12 protein-coding genes are annotated in these 17,095 nt (G+C 61.6%); 10 read left to right on the forward strand and 2 right to left on the reverse strand.

Translation table 11 applies throughout. The features are described 5' to 3' along the window. Window positions 1–431: 431 nt before the first annotated feature. The 10 genes from IRZ31_RS07885 (at window position 432) to IRZ31_RS07930 (ending at window position 14,691) form a co-directional block, all read left to right on the forward strand. Window positions 432–1,598: an acyl-CoA dehydrogenase family protein gene (locus IRZ31_RS07885; protein ID WP_297152050.1), complete on the forward strand. Its 1,167-nt coding sequence runs from the start codon at window positions 432–434 to the stop codon at window positions 1,596–1,598. A 190-nt stretch (window positions 1,599–1,788) separates the two neighbouring features. After that, window positions 1,789–2,037, forward strand: a complete 249-nt coding sequence (locus IRZ31_RS07890) for a hypothetical protein (protein ID WP_297152053.1) — start codon at window positions 1,789–1,791, stop codon at window positions 2,035–2,037. Between the two features lie 374 nt (window positions 2,038–2,411). Then, window positions 2,412–3,875, forward strand: a complete 1,464-nt coding sequence (locus IRZ31_RS07895; protein WP_297152056.1) for an MFS transporter — start codon at window positions 2,412–2,414, stop codon at window positions 3,873–3,875. A gap of 333 nt (window positions 3,876–4,208) precedes the next feature. Continuing rightward, window positions 4,209–5,330, forward strand: a complete 1,122-nt coding sequence (locus tag IRZ31_RS07900) for a hypothetical protein (protein WP_297152059.1) — start codon at window positions 4,209–4,211, stop codon at window positions 5,328–5,330. 193 nt (window positions 5,331–5,523) lie between these two features. Further along, entirely contained in the window at window positions 5,524–6,960 is a 1,437-nt protein-coding gene (gene lpdA / locus IRZ31_RS07905; RefSeq protein ID WP_297152062.1) for a dihydrolipoyl dehydrogenase, read from the forward strand. Between the two features lie 428 nt (window positions 6,961–7,388). Then, window positions 7,389–8,756, forward strand: coding sequence for a hypothetical protein (locus IRZ31_RS07910; protein ID WP_297152065.1), 1,368 nt, complete (start codon window positions 7,389–7,391; stop codon window positions 8,754–8,756). Between the two features lie 70 nt (window positions 8,757–8,826). Continuing rightward, window positions 8,827–10,134: a gamma-glutamyl-gamma-aminobutyrate hydrolase family protein gene (locus IRZ31_RS07915; RefSeq protein ID WP_297152068.1), complete on the forward strand. Its 1,308-nt coding sequence runs from the start codon at window positions 8,827–8,829 to the stop codon at window positions 10,132–10,134. 118 nt (window positions 10,135–10,252) lie between these two features. Beyond that, the gene (locus tag IRZ31_RS07920; protein WP_297152070.1) at window positions 10,253–11,755 is read left to right on the forward strand and encodes a hypothetical protein; all 1,503 of its coding nucleotides are present in this window, start codon (window positions 10,253–10,255) and stop codon (window positions 11,753–11,755) included. After that, window positions 11,748–12,860: a hypothetical protein gene (locus IRZ31_RS07925; protein WP_297152073.1), complete on the forward strand. Its 1,113-nt coding sequence runs from the start codon at window positions 11,748–11,750 to the stop codon at window positions 12,858–12,860. The genes IRZ31_RS07920 and IRZ31_RS07925 overlap by 8 nt, the downstream gene beginning before the upstream one ends. Before the next feature lie 262 nt (window positions 12,861–13,122). Further along, the gene (locus tag IRZ31_RS07930) at window positions 13,123–14,691 is read left to right on the forward strand and encodes an APC family permease (protein ID WP_297152075.1); all 1,569 of its coding nucleotides are present in this window, start codon (window positions 13,123–13,125) and stop codon (window positions 14,689–14,691) included. A 77-nt stretch (window positions 14,692–14,768) separates the two neighbouring features. Here IRZ31_RS07930 and IRZ31_RS07935 read toward each other — a convergent pair whose 3' ends face one another. Both IRZ31_RS07935 and IRZ31_RS07940 read right to left on the reverse strand, forming a co-directional pair. Continuing rightward, complete coding sequence (locus IRZ31_RS07935; protein ID WP_297152078.1) at window positions 14,769–15,896, reverse strand: ABC transporter permease; 1,128 nt, start codon at window positions 15,894–15,896, stop codon at window positions 14,769–14,771. 19 nt (window positions 15,897–15,915) lie between these two features. Next, window positions 15,916–16,875: an ABC transporter permease gene (locus IRZ31_RS07940; RefSeq protein ID WP_112432728.1), complete on the reverse strand. Its 960-nt coding sequence runs from the start codon at window positions 16,873–16,875 to the stop codon at window positions 15,916–15,918. Window positions 16,876–17,095 lie beyond the last annotated feature (220 nt).

The raw sequence follows: 17,095 nt of genomic DNA on the forward strand, positions 1-17,095 counted from the left end.
ATACCATGCGGGAGAGGGTCCCAGCTCCGCAGACTCCTCACCCTAACCCACAGAGGCCCCACTCCCCCGCCCTGACGCCGTCCCGTCCCGGCCAGCTCTCTGCTCACTGAGAGCCTGAGAGCCTGAGAGCCGCCCCCGGACGGCGTAGCTTCCTGTTTCTTGCCACAAAGAAGCGGCCACGAATTTGTCGGTCAAAACATTGCCTTCCCCTGTTGCTCTCCTCATACAATAGCTCTGTACCCGGACCAGGCGTCCTGATCAGTCCTGCCTGCCGCTCGCCGACCGGCTGTTCCTCCATCCGGGGGCGCCCAGGTCCACCTTTTGCCGGCGAAGCTGCCGTTGCTCACACCTAGAGCGGGCGCGTGTCGGTCAGGCATCGCCCAGCAGGCAGGAGAAGAAGCAGCTGCCTGCAACCAACGAGGAGGAGAACTTTGGATTTCCGCCTGACAGAAGAACAGAAGATGATCCAGGAGACGGTGCGCGCCTTCGTCAAGAGGGAGCTGATGCCACTGGAAGGCGAGGTCTTGCGCAACGAACGAGAGGGACGCCCCGGCTTAGACCGCGCCAAGCTCCGCGAGCTTCAGCTGAAGGCCCGAGAACTAGGCTTCTGGGGCATCAACACGCCCGAGGAGTATGGCGGGGCCAATCTTGGCCCGATCATGACGGCGGTCATCACCATTGAACTCTACCGCACCTTCGTGCCCTTCACCTTTGGAGGCTCTGCCGATAACATCCTCTATAGCTGCAACGAGGAGCAGAAGCAGCGCTATCTGCTCCCAACCATTAACGGCGAACGACGCTCTTGCTTTGCCCTGACCGAGCCGGGGGCTGGTTCCGACGTCTCCAACCTCAAGATGCGGGCCGTCAAGGACGGCCACGAGTGGGTTCTCAACGGCGAAAAGATCTTCATTACCAACGGCAACGAGGCCGACTTTGCGATGGTTTTCGCCCTCACCGACCCCGAGAAGGGCGTCCACGAGGGCCTGACCTGCTTCCTGGTAGACCGAGAGATGGGCTGGCGCTCTAGCTATATTCCGACGATGGGTTCCTGGGGACCGGCAGCCCTCTATTTCGAGAATGTGCGCGTCCCCGAGGAGAATATCCTGGGCGAGTTAAACAAGGGCTATCAGCTCGCGATGAAGTGGATCGGGGCCGGTCGCTGGCACATCGCTGCCCGCGCCGTCGGAGCCGCCGAGCGCCTGCTAGAGATGGCCATCGAGTACGCCCGAACACGGGTGACCTTTGGTAAACCTATCGCCGAACGCCAGGCCATCCAGTGGATGATCGCTGACTCCTACGTGGAGATCGAGGCCGCTCGCTGGCTGACGCTCTTCGCCGCCTGGCAGGCAGAGCAGCAGATGGATAATCGCCAGTCCTCCTCGGTGGCCAAGCTCTACGGCGCCAATATGGCCAATCGCGTCGTGGACCGCGTCCTGCAGATTCATGGCGGCATGGGTTACACCAAGGAGCTACCAATCGAACGCTGGTATCGCGAGATGCGCGTCTGGCGCATCTTCGAGGGCACCGATGAGATCCAGCGCTTTATCATTGCCCGCAATCTACTCCGCGGTCACGTCAAGGTCGGCGAGACATTCTAGGCTGCCCCGACCCCAGGCTGGTCTTCGTCCATCCACTGCCCCTACTGGGATGAGCAAGCAAGAGGAAGGAAGGAAGGAAGGGCTTTCGCTGCTAGGCAAGGACAGCCAGATCTCACCTAGGGATGGGTAGGAAGGGAGAGAGGTCGTCAGTTACTGCTAAGCCTAGGAAGAGAGAAGGAGTGAGCTGGCTATGTCCGCATCCGAAGAGCAGCCAAGTCGAGATGGCTCCGAGGTGGCCCGCCTGCTAGCCCAAATTCAGGCCGAGTACGAGGCGGCAGAGCGTGGTTTGCAGGGCCTGGCCCTGGGAGTAAGCCGCCATTGCTTTATCACGCGACGCATGGAGCGCATGGGAGAGATTCACGCCCAGTTGCGGGCCCTGGTCGGCGAGGAGGCCATGATCTTAATCGCTCGCCACCTCGATGGCCCCCAGCAGAGATAAGCACATTTTCCTCTCCATCCACATGCTCAGCCCGCACGAGCCAGCAGTTGGCCCCGCTTCACCTGTAGCCCCTGTCGGGAGCGCAGAGACGGCGGGGCCAGCTGGTCCCCTTGCTGATTGTTGCTGAGTACAATTTCTCTCCGCCAATTTGTCCTTTTAAACATTGCCTGCCAGCCATTTTTTCTCTACAATGGCTCTGCATATGTCGCCTTCTCATCATGCGGCCTAAGTGGATAACATGGGCGCAGAGAAGAGCATCCCAATGTTTCCTCCTTTTCCTTACAAGGGAGGCCACCAGGGCATCAGAGAAAGGATTTTCTCTTTTCAATGAAACATAGCTGATTTGCCAGACGTAGAAGTAATAGGAGTGCAGCATGTCAGCTCACACGAGCAGGGTCGTCTTACCTGGCCAGAAGAAATCGCGCATCGCGGCGGCGATCATCGCCCGGCAGGACCGCATTCCGGTCTGGGCCTTACCTCGAACAGTGCTGTTGGTGATTGGTCTGGGGCTGCTCTTCACGTTCTACGATATTGGTGACATCAACGTCTCCTTCATTCAAACCTGCACGCAAATCGTGGTTGGCTGCCTTCCGCTGACGGCCAGCCGGTATCTGGGCTTCCCCGTTCTGATGAATCTCCTGGGTTACGTCCTGGGGGCCTTGGTTTTTAGCCCTTTGGCGGACCGCTACGGGCGCCGCGACATGATGGTGGTGACAATGGCCATCACCGGCCTCGGCTCCCTCTACACAGCCTTTGTGACCGACTACACGCATTTTGTGCTGGCGCGGACCATGACCGGCATCGGGATCGGGGCCGATCTGGCGCTGGTGAATACCTATGTGAATGAGTTGGCGCCACGTGGGGCACGCGCTCGCTACACCGCTCTCACCTTTATCTTGTCCTCGATCGGGGGTTCGCTCGGGGTCTGGCTCGGCTTCTATCTGACGACGCCGCCGGAACCTTTCCCCTATGGACTGCCCATTGCCCTGGCTGGTCCTCAGTTTACCTTCGGCTGGCGTATCGTCTACGCCATCGGGGCCTCTCTGGCCTTTATCGGCCTGCTCCTGCGCTTCCAGCTGCCAGAATCACCACGCTGGCTCATTACCAAGGGCCGCATCTACGAGGCCGAGCGCGTGGTCGGGCGCATGGAAGACCACGCCCGCCAGCGCCTGGCTGGTGAGCTACCACCGCCAGAGCCCGAGCTACAGGTGCCTATCTACGATCGGCGCACCGGCTACAAGGAGATCTTCAGCAATACACTTTATTTCAAGCGCACAATTCTGCTGCTGGTCATCTGGCTGCTGGCCTATATCACGGTCTATTCGAATATCTCAGGCATGACTACCCTGCTAGTGGCCCTGCACTATCCAGTCGCTGAGGCCGGCCTGATCACTTCCTTCGGCATCATTGGCAGTACGATCTGCGCCCTCTCGGCCTATCTGCTCGGCGAATATGTGGAGCGCAAGATCTGGCTACTGATCGCAGCCCTGCTGACTATGCTGGGAGAGGTAACCGTCGCTTTGAGCGGCAATAGCTTTGGGCTGGCGGCTCTCGGCACAATCGTGCTGGGAATGGGCTGCTATATCTGGCTGCCGATGGTCTACGCCTGGTCGACGGAGAGTTACCCGACGCGGGCCCGCGCCAGCGGCTTCGCCCTGGTTGACGGGATCGGCCATGTTGGTGGCGGGATCGGCGTCAGCTACGTCACTTCTCTGGTGACACGTCTGGGGCCGGGTGGTACCTTTGTGCTCATCGGTAGCTTTCTCTTGCTGGCAGCCCTGCTGGCACAGTTTGGTCCCTCCACCCGGCAGAAGCGCCTGGATGAGGTCTCGCCCTAGGGAGAAAATTCTCGTTCGGATGCGCTGGCAGGACCACTTTTCTGCCACCGTCGGCTCCTGCTCTGCTGAGCGGGGCTATACTCATAGTTGCCTGTTGCACTCGGTCCGATCGCTCAAAGACGAGCCGCTTGTGCTCTCTGCCTGACTGACAATATCGACGCTGAGATGCGCTTGTTCGGCGCTATCCTTACTCATTGCGCAGCTTATCCTGCTTGCAAGACACCACGCACCATTGTTTCTCACTCAGTGTACTAGGGTATATGAGACGAGAAGAAAAAAACGAAGTTGTTAGCTGTTCATCTGGCTCGGAGGCCAGAAAAGGAGAGGTAGCGTATGCGGTGTCCACGTTGCGCATACGAGGGAATGTTCTTTGATGGTCGTTGTCCGCGCTGTGGCTACCAGGAGGCGATGGCGCCACCCAGCACGGGGGCGCTGCTGGGATTACCTCAACCTCAGCAGTATCTGCTCATGCGTGGCGACAGCCTGGCCAAGGGTCGATACCGCATCCTGGGCCCTGTACCGCTGCCGGAGACCCAACGTCGTCAGGGCCGGGCCTGGTCGGCTATTGATCAGGAGATGGGGCGTCGTCAGGTCCTGATACGCGAGGTTCTCATGCCGCCAGAGTTGCTCCAGCGCACCAGTGCCAATCAGGTGATCGCCCAGGTGATGGAGCGCCAGCAGCGTCTGGGTCAGCATCAGGGCTTTCCGCAGGTGGTGGAGGGCTTTAGCGAGCGCGGCAGCTATTTCCTGGTTCTAACCCACCCAGAAGGGGAAACGCTGGGCACGCTCCTCAAGCGCCAGGGGGGGGCCCTGCCCGAATCTCAAGTAGTGCACTATGGTTATCAACTGTGTGGCCTGCTGGCGATTCTGGCCGAGCAGCAGCCGCCGATCGTGCACGGCTCAATCAACCCGGAGACCGTTGTGATCAACACGGCCCAGCAGACGGCCTGGCTGATCCACATTCCCCTTTTTTTACCCGATCCCCCCGTCGAGAAAGGAGACGCGATAGCGGCTGGCTACTACGCCCCAGAGGAGGTGCGTGGCGAGCTTGATCCTTCCGCTGACCTTTACAGTCTGGCGGCCACACTACATCACGCCGTCACCGGCTACGATCCCAACGAGCGCCTGGTCTTCTTCCACCCACCGGCGCGCCGTCTCAATCCTGCCGTCAGTCCGCAGATGGAGATGATTCTTGTGCGCCAGCTCAGTCTGTCGCGTGCCCAGCGCTATCCGCATCCCAGCGCCATGCAACGGGATCTGGAAGCCCTGCTGGAGCGCTACCTTGAGCGACAAGATGACGAGATGGCGGGCAGCGCATCAGCCAACCCGCTGCAGCTGCCGTCGGAGCAGTTCCGCGAGCAGGCGCGCAGCAACATGCTGCTCAACGCTGGCGTCTTTGCCGCCATCGGGGTGCTATTGCTCCTGGGCGTGCTGCTGGTCCTTCTGCGTCCTTAAGTTTTAGCTAGAGGCCGCCGCCCCGCCGACGAGAGAGCGCCCCTGTTGTTTGCTGTCGCGCTCCCCAACCATAGCTGAGCCAGTGGGGCGGACAGGCGGAGAGAAAGAGAGCAGGCTGCTGGTCACGCTCTCTGGAACGTGCTATACTGACTGAGGTACCCACAACGCAAATGGGTTGCAGGAGAGAAGTTCCATGACCAGTAGCCACTATGATGTAGTTGTGATTGGCGCCGGCCCGGGCGGGTACGTGGCGGCTATTCGGGCGGCCCAGCTCGGCGCCCGCGTTGCCATTGTCGAGAAGCAGTATCTTGGTGGGACCTGCCTCAACGTCGGCTGCATTCCTTCCAAGGCCATGCTGCACGTCGCAGAGAGCCTGCACCGCCTCGAATCTCTGGCGGAGCTGGGAATCACTCTGCCGCAGCCGCCCACCTTCGACATGCGGCGCGCCATGACCTTCAAGGATAAGGTAGTGAAACGCATGACGAACGGCGTGGGCACGCTGCTGAAGGGCAATAATGTGACGATCTATGAGGGACTGGGCAGCGTTGAGGCCAATCGCACGGTGACGGTGACAAAGAGCGATGGCAGCCGCGAGCAGTTCAGCGCAGAGAAGGTGATTCTGGCCAACGGCTCAGTGCCACTGATGCCGCCGTTCCCTGGCATCGATGGGCGCAATGTCATCAATAGTGATACTTGCTGGAACCTGACTGAGGTGCCCGAGAGCGTGGTCTGCGTGGGCGGCGGCGTGATCGGGGTCGAGCTGGCCTGCATGTTCCAGGCCCTCGGCTCGCGCGTGACCATCGTCGAGATGCTGCCCGATATTTTGGCGCCCGTTGATGAGGAGGTGCGCCGCTTGCTGGTGCGCATCTTGAGCCGCCGCGGCATTACTATCGCCACCGGGGCCAGGGTTGAGGCCATCGAGGACGACGGCGAGCAGAAGAAGGTCATCGCCCGCGGCGAGCAGGGTGAGCAGGTCTTCCACGGCGCCTATGTGCTGGTGGCGGTTAGCCGCCGCCCCAATACGAGCGGCCTGGAGCAGTTATTTGAGCAGGGTCTGGACCACGACCGCGGCAGGGTGCGCGTCAATGAGCAGATGGAGACGAACCTGCCCGGCATCTACGCCATCGGCGATCTGGTACATGGGGCCGGGCTGGCGCATGTGGCCTCGATGGAGGGCGAGGTGGCCGCCGAAAATGCTCTTGGCCATACATCCAGGATGGACTATAGCGTGGTGCCTAATCCGATCTACACTTTCCCCGAGGTGGCCTTTGTCGGCCTGACTGAGGCCCAGGCCCGCGAGCAGTACGGCCAGGAGGTGCGCGTGGAGCGCTTCCCCTGGAGCGCCATCGGCAAGGCGGTGGCCATCGGCGAGACCGACGGCTTCACCAAGGTCATTCTGGGCAAGTATAACGAGATTCTCGGCGCCCATATCATCGGCCCCGATGCGACAAACCTGATCAGCGAGTATTCGGTGGCAATGCGCGGCGAGTTGACCGGCGATGAAATCATTGAGACCATCCATCCGCATCCGTCCTTGAGCGAGGGACTGCGCGAGGCCATCCTGGCAGCCGAGGGACGCCCGCTGCACATCCCCCCCAAGACCCCCAAGGCGGCTGCCCGCAGTCGCTAGGTTATTTGCCTTTTTCTCACGCGCCAATCGCTGGCCTGCCGGCTTCGGCCTGGCAGGCTATTTTTCCCTCCCCAGGTCACTTCTTCCCTCCCGCTTCTGCACTCGGCTCCGCCCGACTTCTCTCTCACCTGTATCCCAGTTCTACTGCGAGTCGAGCAAGGCCCCCGGGGCGCGTAACAGCGATTGATGGATGCTGCGATTGCTGCGATACGCCAGTGAGGGACTCTGTCCAAAATTTTCGGGGAACCTGTCCTGTAAAGCCTTCTCAAAAAAAGCCCCTCCTTCCTTAGCTGGCGCATACACTTGCAGCAGAGGCCAGCGAGCCAGGCTTAAGGTACCTCACTCAGCAGAGAAGCGAAAATGGATGGATTGCGCTCGCTGCCTGTCCCTGTTGATTGAATGCGGCCAGAGAGAGAGGAGGGTCTGCCTTGAAGCCTTTTCGTTTTGAGCAACCAACGCGCCCCGGTCCAGCGACCGGTAGCAACAGCAGTTACAGTAGTGGCAGCAACAGCAGCGGTGGTCTGCAGCCGCTCGGCCCTGGGCCTACAACCCGCCCGCTTGGGCAATTCGGCAGCGGGGCACCGCGACGCCGGCCCTGGCTCCCGACCATCATTGTTTTCCTGGCCCTGGTGGCCTCGCTGGTGGTTCTGCTGGTCAGCGGGGGCCTGAACCTGCTGCCTTTCGCCCACAGCAGCGGTACGCAGCCCCAGTCGGCAGGAGCCGGCGCCACGAGCGACGTCGTTGGTCATGTCTTCTTCTTGAGCAGTGGTCAAGTCAACGTGAATACCAGTCAAGGTATCGCAGATCAGGTGCAAGTTGACCTGAGCAAGGTTCCACCGCCAGCGCCCGGCAAAGCCTACTATGCCTGGCTCCAGAGCGACAACTCCGTCGAAAGTCAGTCGATCCTCTTGGGTAAGCTCTCCCTGAGCCAGGGCACCGCCCACCTCCTCTACAAGGGCGACCAGCAGCACACCAATCTACTGGCCATCGCCAGTCGTTTTCTGGTCACCGAGGAGGACGCTGCAACTCCGCCAACGGTGCCCTCGCTCGATCGCAGCACCTGGCGCTATCTGGCAGTTATTCCGAATACACCCGATCCCCAGGACAGCGAGCATCACTACAGCTTGCTGGATCACCTGCGCCATCTGTTGGCGCTTGACCCGACACTGCAGAAGCTGGGTCTGCCCGGCGGTCTGGATATCTGGCTCTTCCGTAACGGGCAAAAGATCCTTGAGTGGGCCGGGGCGGCGCGCGACGACTGGAACCACGGCAGCACCGACCTGATGCATCGCCAGTTTATCCGTATCCTCGACTATCTCGACGGCATCGAGTTCCTGGGCAACGACGTTCCCGCCGGCTCGCCGGTGCTGGTGGACCCCCATATCGGGCGCGTGGGGCTGTTGCAGTTCGACGCTAACCAGCAGCCGCCCGGCTACCTCCATCACATTGGTATCCATCTGGAGGGCGTGGTGCAGTCGCCTGGCTCGACCCGCGAGCAGCAGGAGCTGGCCCAGCAGATCACCGAGGCCCTCAACAAGGTCCAGAGCCTCTACCAACAGATCCGTCAGGATGCCATCCAGCTTGTCCATATGAACAGCAGCCAGTTGCGTCAGCCGGCGGCTCTGGCTCTGCTGGACACCCTGGTCAAGCAGGCTCAGGATGCCTTTGTGGGTCAATTCGATCCGCAGACGGGCGAGCTGCAGGATGGCGTGACCCAGATCCACTATGCCATTGAGCGCCTGGCCACGCTGGATGTGACCCCGCTCAGCAATTCATCATCAGCAACTCATCAATGATGCCCCTGCGCTAAGGCCAGGCTATGGGAAAGCAGCAGCAAAAAGTTGAAGAGAGGAGTAGAGAGCAGCTATGGCGCGCGATCCTGACTACTATGTACATATGATTACAAGAGGAGTGCGCGAGGCACGCACTGCGACCCAAGGACAGAATCAGAGTCCAGAAGTCAACCAGGGCAGCGCGCTTAGTCAGCGCCGCACCGATGAGCTGAGCGGCCCGCTGAACGCTGGGGCGTCGCTGGCCGAACGCATTGCCCGCTTTGTCAGCAGCCAGCAGCGGGCGCCGCTCCCTTCCTACTATCGGCCCCGCATCGGAGTGCTTTCTTCCAGCGGCTGCCTGCGCGACGGCGGCTGGCCCGTGTACGCTGGCGATGCCGCCACGGTCAACGCTATCTTCGAGAGCGGCGGGGAGCCGCTGGTCTTGCCAACGCTGCCCATGCTGCAAAGCTGCGATCCTTTCGACATTCTGGGCAACGAGGATCTTTTCGAGGAAGTCTTTCGCATTATCTGGCCGGTGGTGCGCAACGTCGACGGACTGGTCTTTGCCGGCGGAGGTGACTTCTATTCCTGCCTCTATGGCGATGTGCTGCACCCACAGACCCAGACACCAGAGCTGTGGCGCGATATTTGGGAGCGCTACTGTGCCCTGCTGGCCTGGCTGCTTTGCATCCCGACGCTGGGTATTTGCCGCGGCATGCAGGTTATGAACGTGGTACGCGGCGGTGGTCTCTATCAAGATATCCGCTCGCAGTGGCCGCGGGGTATGCCGCCGCTGGTGCCCCATCGCGCCCGGGGACGCATCACCGCCGACAACTGGGTCGAGCATCCTATCGCCGTCAATCCGCGCAGTCGCCTGGCTCGCATCCTGCGCGGACCGGAGGCGCGCGGCCCCCAGCGTAACTATATCGACGCTGTCCTCTCCATGCATCACCAGATCGTGGGCTACGTGACCCCCGAAGGCGAGCTGATCGGTTATCTGGCCCCGGGCCAGACTGTGGCCGCGACCGCTCCCGACGGCGTCATCGAGGCCATTGAGGATAGCGATCCACGCCGCTTCTGGCTGGCTGTGCAGTTCCATCCGGAATGGGTGGTCTACCTGGGTTGGGCCCACAGCCTCTTTTCCGCCCACGTGGACGCTTGCTACCGCTATGCCTCGCTGCCTCTGGAGGAGCTGGACCGGTTCCTGCCCGAGATCCGCGCCTGGCTGCGGGAGTGCGATCAGGCCCTGCTCTACCGCCAGGAGCCGCCGCTGCTGGTCACAACGGTAACCAGCGAGGAGCCGGAGATGGTCCCGCCCGACAGCCTGAACAGGCGCTTGCGCACCCGCCTACAGCCGGTGCAGGAGTCAGAGACTTTTCCTTCACCTTCGCCAGCTCTGTGATACTCAGGCTCAAGACCGACTGCTTGTCGATGGCCTTCATCAGACACAATATGCAAGCAAAGAGACTTGCACTTGGTGAACAATGATATCTGGTCAAAGAAAAGCAACAAAAGCTGTCTTGTTCTCAGAGCAACGCCTGGACGCGGTGATCGGCGGGCGTCTCTTAAATGCCGGCTGGCTTAGCGGCAGCCTGGGTTTGAGTGTCCTGCAGATGCGTCTCCTGGCCCAGAGCTGGTCACAGGGCAGGGAGGCGCTGGCGACAGCCCTGGTGGCGGCAGTCTGGCTGGCCAGCTCGCTCCTGGCCGCCACATTGCTCACCGGACGCCGGCGCAGCGCGGCCCGCTACTGGGGAACTGGCCTGCTGCTCTGCACGCTGCCGCAATTAGCTCTTCCCGTGCTGCGGCCATTGCCCGTTCCGCTCTGGCCAGCCACGCTCGAACTGGGGCTGCTCGCCGCTTTTTCCTCTCTCCTCGGCAATGCCTGGCTGCTCCAGCGCCGCCCCTGGCCGGCGGTCGATGAGCGCATTGCCCTGATGCGTGCCGCCCTGGGGACAATGTTCGGGCTAAGCCTGGTCTGGCTGCTGCCCGCCTGGTCGGGCCTGCTCGCTATTTTCTGTCTGCTTCCACTCCTTGCCCTTGATTACTGGCCCGAGGCCCGCGCTCCTCTGCCGACGCCCGGGCGCATGGTTGATAACTGGTTTGACCTGACAGAGGGGGCGCGCCGCTGGCGCCTGCAGTTGACCCTCGACTGGCTGCTGCAAGGAGGCTGGTGGCGCTACCTAACACGCCGCCGACAGCTGGGGCTGGTCCTGCTAGCCAGTGGCCTGGCTATCGTGCTCGGCAGCATCTGGAACGCTGTGCCCACCCCCTTCGCGGCTATCCTGCAGGAGCAGGGGGCGCTGCCCACCCTGCTCTGGCTGTTACTTGCCCAGGCCCTGGCGCTGGGATTGGCCTTCGCCCTACAGCTGCCCCTCCGCGGCATGCTTGGTCCGTCGGATCGCCTGATTCCCGAGCGCTGGCGGCCCTGGTGCCAGGCGGTAGCGCTCTGCCAGCCCTTCGTGATGGCCATCAGCCTGCTGGCTCTCGGCCTGCCCAACCTGCAAGCTCCAGTCTGGCTGGCCATCAGCCTGGGCCTCTATACCCTGGCCGCCACCGCCTGGGGCATCTTGCTCCCGCGGCTGAGGCCCAGCCTGAGCACGGTGATCTTCTCTCAGCGCCATCTGCTGCCGCCCGGCCTCTCCCTCGACCAGGGACAGCTGGCCTACGAGCGCGCACAGGAGGAGCACGTCAATCGCTTTCTCTTCGTGGCCGAGGGACTGCTCACGCTGCTCCTGACTCCCCTGGCCGGCTGGCTCACCGGACGCTGGACCGTCGACGGGCTGCTCATCTTTGCCGGGCGCTCGCTCCTGATCGGGCTGGTACTCCTGGTTGGTCTGGTTGGATTGTGGCAGCTAATCGGGTATAGAGCAGAAGAGAGCCAGTCTGCACTCTTCCGGCCTACACCCTGGGAGCAGCTAGGACCTCAGAAAGGCCAGGCTCCCCCACCAGGAGCCGCCGCTCAGGAACCGGCTTCACTCATAGATGAAATAGAACATTTCTTGCAAAAGAGGCACTATGAATAGCGGCGAACGCAAGCAGTGGTTTGCTCCAGGCTCAGCCGTTGGTGACGACCGCCAGGAGGTCACCAGCGGCGCGATTACCGAGCCGCAGCCGCTACGCCTGGGTCGCCAGCGGCAGCCAGCGGACAAGGCGGGGCGCCTGCCCGAGGAAGCGGCAGGAACCAGAGCGGCAGCGGCCCCAAAGGAGCGCGGGGTGTCACGCCCTGCTCCTGCAATCAAAGAGAGCGGCAACGTAGCCGAGGAGGCTGAGACGGAGGCGACAGCCGGGCCGTCGAGCAAGCGCGGCAGTCTGCTCTTAGCGGGGCTGCTTGTGATCACGGTGCTCTTTTCCTTGATCTTGCTTCCCCCGATCGAAGCGGCGCTTCAGCTCCCTCCATCTACCGCTCAGTCAAGGCCGTCAGCCAACCAGGCCAGTTCGGCTGGCCAAGCGGCTACGCCCTCCGCCTCAAGGGGGTCGCAGGTGACAGCCTCTCCCACCGCGCTGCCCGCTGGCATGAGCTTGCTGGCGGCAGATACCTTTCAGCGTCCCGATCAACGCAGCTGGGGGAGGGCCACCGATGGTCACCCCTGGCAAGGCGATGCGCGCCTGGGCACCATCTTCGCGGTCAGCCATCACCAGGGCCAGCTCAGCAACGGCCAGGGGGCTTACAACGCCATCTTAGGCCCAACCTTCAGCGATGGCGAAGTCTTCTTCACGGGAGCCATCAACCGCTTCCAGCAGGCCAACCTCGGCGCGGTTCTGCGCTGGATGGACACCAATAACTGGTATAAAGCCTACATCGACGGCGGGCAGCTCGTGCTGCTCAAAAGCAGCGGCGGCATGCAGACGCGCCTGGCCTCCGTTCCTTTTACAGCCCAGGCCAATCGCTTTTACAGCTTGCGCTTCCGCATCCAGGGTGACATGCTGCAGGCACGGGCCTGGCTGGCCGGAACACCTGAGCCGAGCCAGTGGCAGGTGAGCGCGCGCGACGACACCTTCCAGAGTGGCTTTGGTGGCCTGCGCCTGGTGCTGGCTGCGGGAAGCGTGATCACCATCAGCGCCTTCCAGGCGCTGGCCCTGACCGGCTCCTCTCCTGTCGCCAGCCCCACCGAGCGGCCCGTGGCGTGAGTCACATAGCCAGTACTTTTTAGCTACGTACGCCGTGTCTTCCTCTGGCGCACCACGCTGCTCAAGCTCACTCAGCCGGCATACGGCTCGGCAGCTTCTCTGACGCACTGAGTAATATCATGGGCAGAAGGAGCCAGTGCCGATGCAATCAATGCTCACTGCGTGTCCCGAGTTTGCCGAACATCCCTTCTCTCGCGGTCAGCAAGCATAAGCAGCTTCACTGGCTACAGGCGCAGAGAAGGAGGGAAGGAGGAGAAGGGCTATGCGTATGCAACAGGAGCGAGGCGGGTTCGAAGCCAGCAACACCGGGGGCAGCCGTCAGAGCACCCCCTCCCTGGTCGAGAGCGAGGCAGAGCAGGCGGAAGGGGAGCGGGAAGCCTGGAAAGCGGTCCTGCCATCGGAAAGCTACGTCCCGCGCGTCATGCCCCGTCTGCTGAGTACGGGAGACATGATTGCCACCTTTCTGATGATCGTCTTTTTCATCACCAACGCCACCACTGCCGTCGCCGGCGGGGCAGCTGCCTTCACCTACTGGGCGATTGGCGCTCTGGCCTTCTTTATTCCGGGGGTCATTGCCACCGCCCAGCTTGGCGTGATCTTTCCGCACGAAGGCTCGCTGTACAACTGGACCCACAAAGCTTTCGGCGGCTACTGGAGCTTCTTCGCGGCTTTCTGTGCCTGGTTCCCCGGCGTTCTGGTCATCATCAGCGCTGGCGACGTCATCGTCTCTTATTTGCAGGGGCTTAACCCTGGCTGGCTCACCGAGCCGTGGCAGCAGGGTCTCTTTATCATCGCCCTCATCGGCCTGACCAGCGCCCTGGCCATTCAGCGCTACAGCACTGTCCAGAAGCTCGTCAACCTGGTTGCAGGGCTGACCATGCTGGCGGTGGTGCTGCTCGGTCTGTCCGGGCTGGTCTGGCTCCTGGGCGGTCATCCTTCGGCCACCAGCTTCAGCCATCTCTCCGATTGGAGCATTCGCTTTGACAAGAACAGTGGCAACCTCTACCTTTTCGGTCTGATCACTCTGGCCTACCTTGGAACAGAGGTACCGCTCAACATGGGCGGCGAGGTTGCCCGGCTGCGAGTAATCACCCGTCATCTTTTCTGGGGGGCCTTACTGGTCATCGCTGGCTACGGCATTGCCACCTTTGCCTTGCTGGTTATCGCCGGTCCCCAGGATGGGGCTGCGCCCTTCGCCCTGGTACACGTGGTTGATCTGGCTTTGGGCAAGTTCATGGGCAACGTTGCCGCCTTCTGCCTGATGAGCTTCTTCGTCATGGCAATGGTCGTCTACAACTATGCCTATGCCCGCCTGCTGATGGTTGCTGGCATCGACCAGCGCCTGCCGGTGAAGGTGGCTCGACTCAATCGTCAGCGCGTGCCGGCCAACGCCATGTTCTTCCAGGCGGCGGTGGCCATTGTGGTGACGGCTTTCGTCTTCCTGCTGGCTCCCTACACGGTCAAGGTGACGACGCCGGCCAACCTCTCGACCGAGGTCTATAACGTGATGCTGGCCTCCTCAACGCTCGTCTGGGCTTTCTCAGCGGGCTTCCTCTTCTTCAACCTGATCCGCCTCTACGGTATGCGCCATCCTCTGCTGCGGGAGCGGCGCATCGTACCGGCCCCAATCCTGTGGGGCAGCGTCTTCTGCGGTTCGATCGCCTGCTTTCTGGCCATCATCGGCACGCTCTTCTACTCGTGGACCAGTCTGATCAGCAATACGCAGTGGTTCATTATCATCAGTGTGCTGACCTTCGCCTATCTGGTGATCGCCGCCATCGGCAGCATGTTCGCCAACAGCGAAGCCAACTGGGAGAGCGCCCGGCTCTAGTCTGGCCACAGAGTTGAGCCGCTGGGGAAGTGCCTTCTCGCCCCAGGTGATTGAGGGGCCACGGGGAAGCGTGGCCCTCAATCTTTGGAGCGTGGGTCAAAGGCATCGCGCAGACCATCACCGAGGAAGGAAAAGGCCAGTACGATCAGGGCGAGGACAGTTGTCGGGACCAGGATTTCCCAGGGGTGCGTATTGATGTAGGGCGTGGCATCGGAGATCATCAGGCCCAAACTGGAGCCGGGAGCCTGGACCCCCAGGCCGAGGAGACTGATGCCGGCCTCGCCAATGATGGTGTTCGAAATGTTGAGCGTCGAGGCCACCACCACGATGCTCATCAGGTTGGGGATGATGTGGCGAAAGATGATACGCAGGTTGCTGCTGCCAGAGGTGCGCGCCGCTTCGATAAATTGCTGCTCCTTGAGCTGCAGTGTTTGCCCGCGCACGTAGCGCGCCATGAGAGGCCAGACGGTGATTGCCAGCGCCAGCGAGACCAGGAGTAGACGCCCGTTACCGTTGGGGCCGATGATCGGCAGCTTGGCCAGGGCATCGGAGGCCCCTGGACCAATGATGCCGGTCAGCATGATGGCAAAGAGCAGCCCCGGGAAGGCGAACATCAGATCGGTGAAGCGCGCCAGCAACTGATCGATCCAGCCCCCGAAATAGCCGGCCAGCACGCCCACAATCAGGCCCAGCACAATGTCAACGACCTCAACAAGGGTGGCCACAATGATAGAGACCAGCATCCCTTGCATAAGCCGCGCCAGAATGTCGCGCCCCAGATCGTCGGTTCCCAGCCAGTATTGAGCCGAAGGACCTTCATCCTGGCGGATCAGCTCCTCATGATAGTAGCTGTGATAGACGCTGGCGGGCACTGGTCCATTTTGAGGACTCTGGTAAATGCCACCGATGTGCTGGTAGATGGGGGGACCGAAGAAGGCGACCAGCACAAAGAAGATGATCAATCCCAGGCTGGCCATCGCTCGCTTGTCACGGCGTAAGCGACGCAGCGACTCCCGCAAGGGCGAAGGCGCGCGCCGCTCCTGCAGTAGCTCCTCCTCGCCGGGAGGAACGGCGAGCGGGGGCGTCTCGCTCACCCCGGCAGCTAATTCCAGAAGCTCAGCTGGCGGAGGCTGCAGGCCCGCATCGGGCTTCACGAAGCTCTCACCGGCGGCCTCTGATGATCTCTGGTGTGCGTCCATAGACATACTGCTTCTCTCCTCTCCCCTACTCAAGCCGAATGCGCGGATCGACGATGGTGTAGAGAATGTCGGAAATCAGGTTACCGACCACAACGCCGACCGCCAGCAGGACAACAGTGGCCTGGATGACGGGGTAGTCAAGGTCGATGACGGACTGCAAGGAGATACGCCCGATGCCTGGGATGTTAAAAATCTGCTCGATAAAGAAGGTGCCGGCCACCAACAGGCCAATGGCCACCCCAAGGACAGTCACCAGCGGAATGAGGGCGTTGCGCAGGGCGTGCCAGTAGATGACGACCCGCTCGCGCAGACCTTTGGCTCGGGCCGTGCGCACGTAGTCTTGACGCAGCACCTCCAGCATGGTTGTCCGCGCTAAACGGGCAAAATAGGCGTAGCCGGCGGCTCCATAGACGAGGATGGGAACAATCTTCGGCTGCAGATCAGCCCAGTCATATTGCCAGGGCGCTCCCCAGGACGACGAAGGCCAGCTGGCCCCGGTCTTGCTGTCGATCCAGACGATGATCACCTGGGCCAGGATGGCGATAACAAAAGGCGGCAGGGCATAAATGATCAGGGCCACCCCCATATTGAGGGTATCGATCCAGCTGTTGGCTCGGATGGCCGAGAGAATGCCAACGGGAATGCCCAGCAGCAGCTCGACGATGAGGCCCCAGAAGGCCAGCTCCAGCGAGACCGGCACGCCATCCTTGAGGATGTCCCAGACCGGTCGGTTCTGGTACTTGAAGGAGATGCCAAAGTCAAGATGGGCAAGATGCACTAAGTAGTTGTAGTACTGCTGATACCACGGCAAATCTAGCCCATAGGCATGACGCAGCATCAGCCAGGTGTGATAGTCAAAATGGTCGCCCATCTGGGCCCGAATGGGATCACCCGGGGCCAGATAGCCCATGATGAAGGTGATGAAGGTGATGCCCACAATCACAAAAATAAGCCCGATCAGGCGCTTCACCAGGAATTGGAGCATCGATGGACTCCCACTCTCCGTTGCTTGCGCACCCCGGGTCCAGCGTCACTGCCACTGGCTGGCGGCGGGTACGGGACCTTCAGAGCGCTGGCTGCCACAACCATATCCATGACTAGAGTATGCCCGACCAGGCAGAAAAGAGGCAAGCCTGGTAACAGGCAAAACCTGGCATTCTGAACCCGCAGACCCACACCCGCCCAGAGGGCCTGCAGTGCGGGCC

The organism is Thermogemmatispora sp. (genome assembly GCF_019683635.1).
Lineage (GTDB): Bacteria > Chloroflexota > Ktedonobacteria > Ktedonobacterales > Ktedonobacteraceae > Thermogemmatispora.

Bases quoted from the DNA above. Each gene is read 5' to 3' on its own strand.
- IRZ31_RS07915 (WP_297152068.1), top strand. From the start codon at position 8,827: ATGGCGCGCGATCCTGACTACTATGTACATATGATTACAAGAGGAGTG.
- IRZ31_RS07930 (WP_297152075.1), top strand. From the start codon at position 13,123: ATGCGTATGCAACAGGAGCGAGGCGGGTTCGAAGCCAGCAACACCGGG.
- IRZ31_RS07890 (WP_297152053.1), top strand. From the start codon at position 1,789: ATGTCCGCATCCGAAGAGCAGCCAAGTCGAGATGGCTCCGAGGTGGCC.
- IRZ31_RS07925 (WP_297152073.1), top strand. From the start codon at position 11,748: ATGAATAGCGGCGAACGCAAGCAGTGGTTTGCTCCAGGCTCAGCCGTT.
- IRZ31_RS07900 (WP_297152059.1), top strand. From the start codon at position 4,209: ATGCGGTGTCCACGTTGCGCATACGAGGGAATGTTCTTTGATGGTCGT.
- lpdA (WP_297152062.1), top strand. From the start codon at position 5,524: ATGACCAGTAGCCACTATGATGTAGTTGTGATTGGCGCCGGCCCGGGC.
- IRZ31_RS07940 (WP_112432728.1), bottom strand. From the start codon at position 16,875: ATGCTCCAATTCCTGGTGAAGCGCCTGATCGGGCTTATTTTTGTGATT.
- IRZ31_RS07895 (WP_297152056.1), top strand. From the start codon at position 2,412: ATGTCAGCTCACACGAGCAGGGTCGTCTTACCTGGCCAGAAGAAATCG.
- IRZ31_RS07935 (WP_297152078.1), bottom strand. From the start codon at position 15,896: ATGTCTATGGACGCACACCAGAGATCATCAGAGGCCGCCGGTGAGAGC.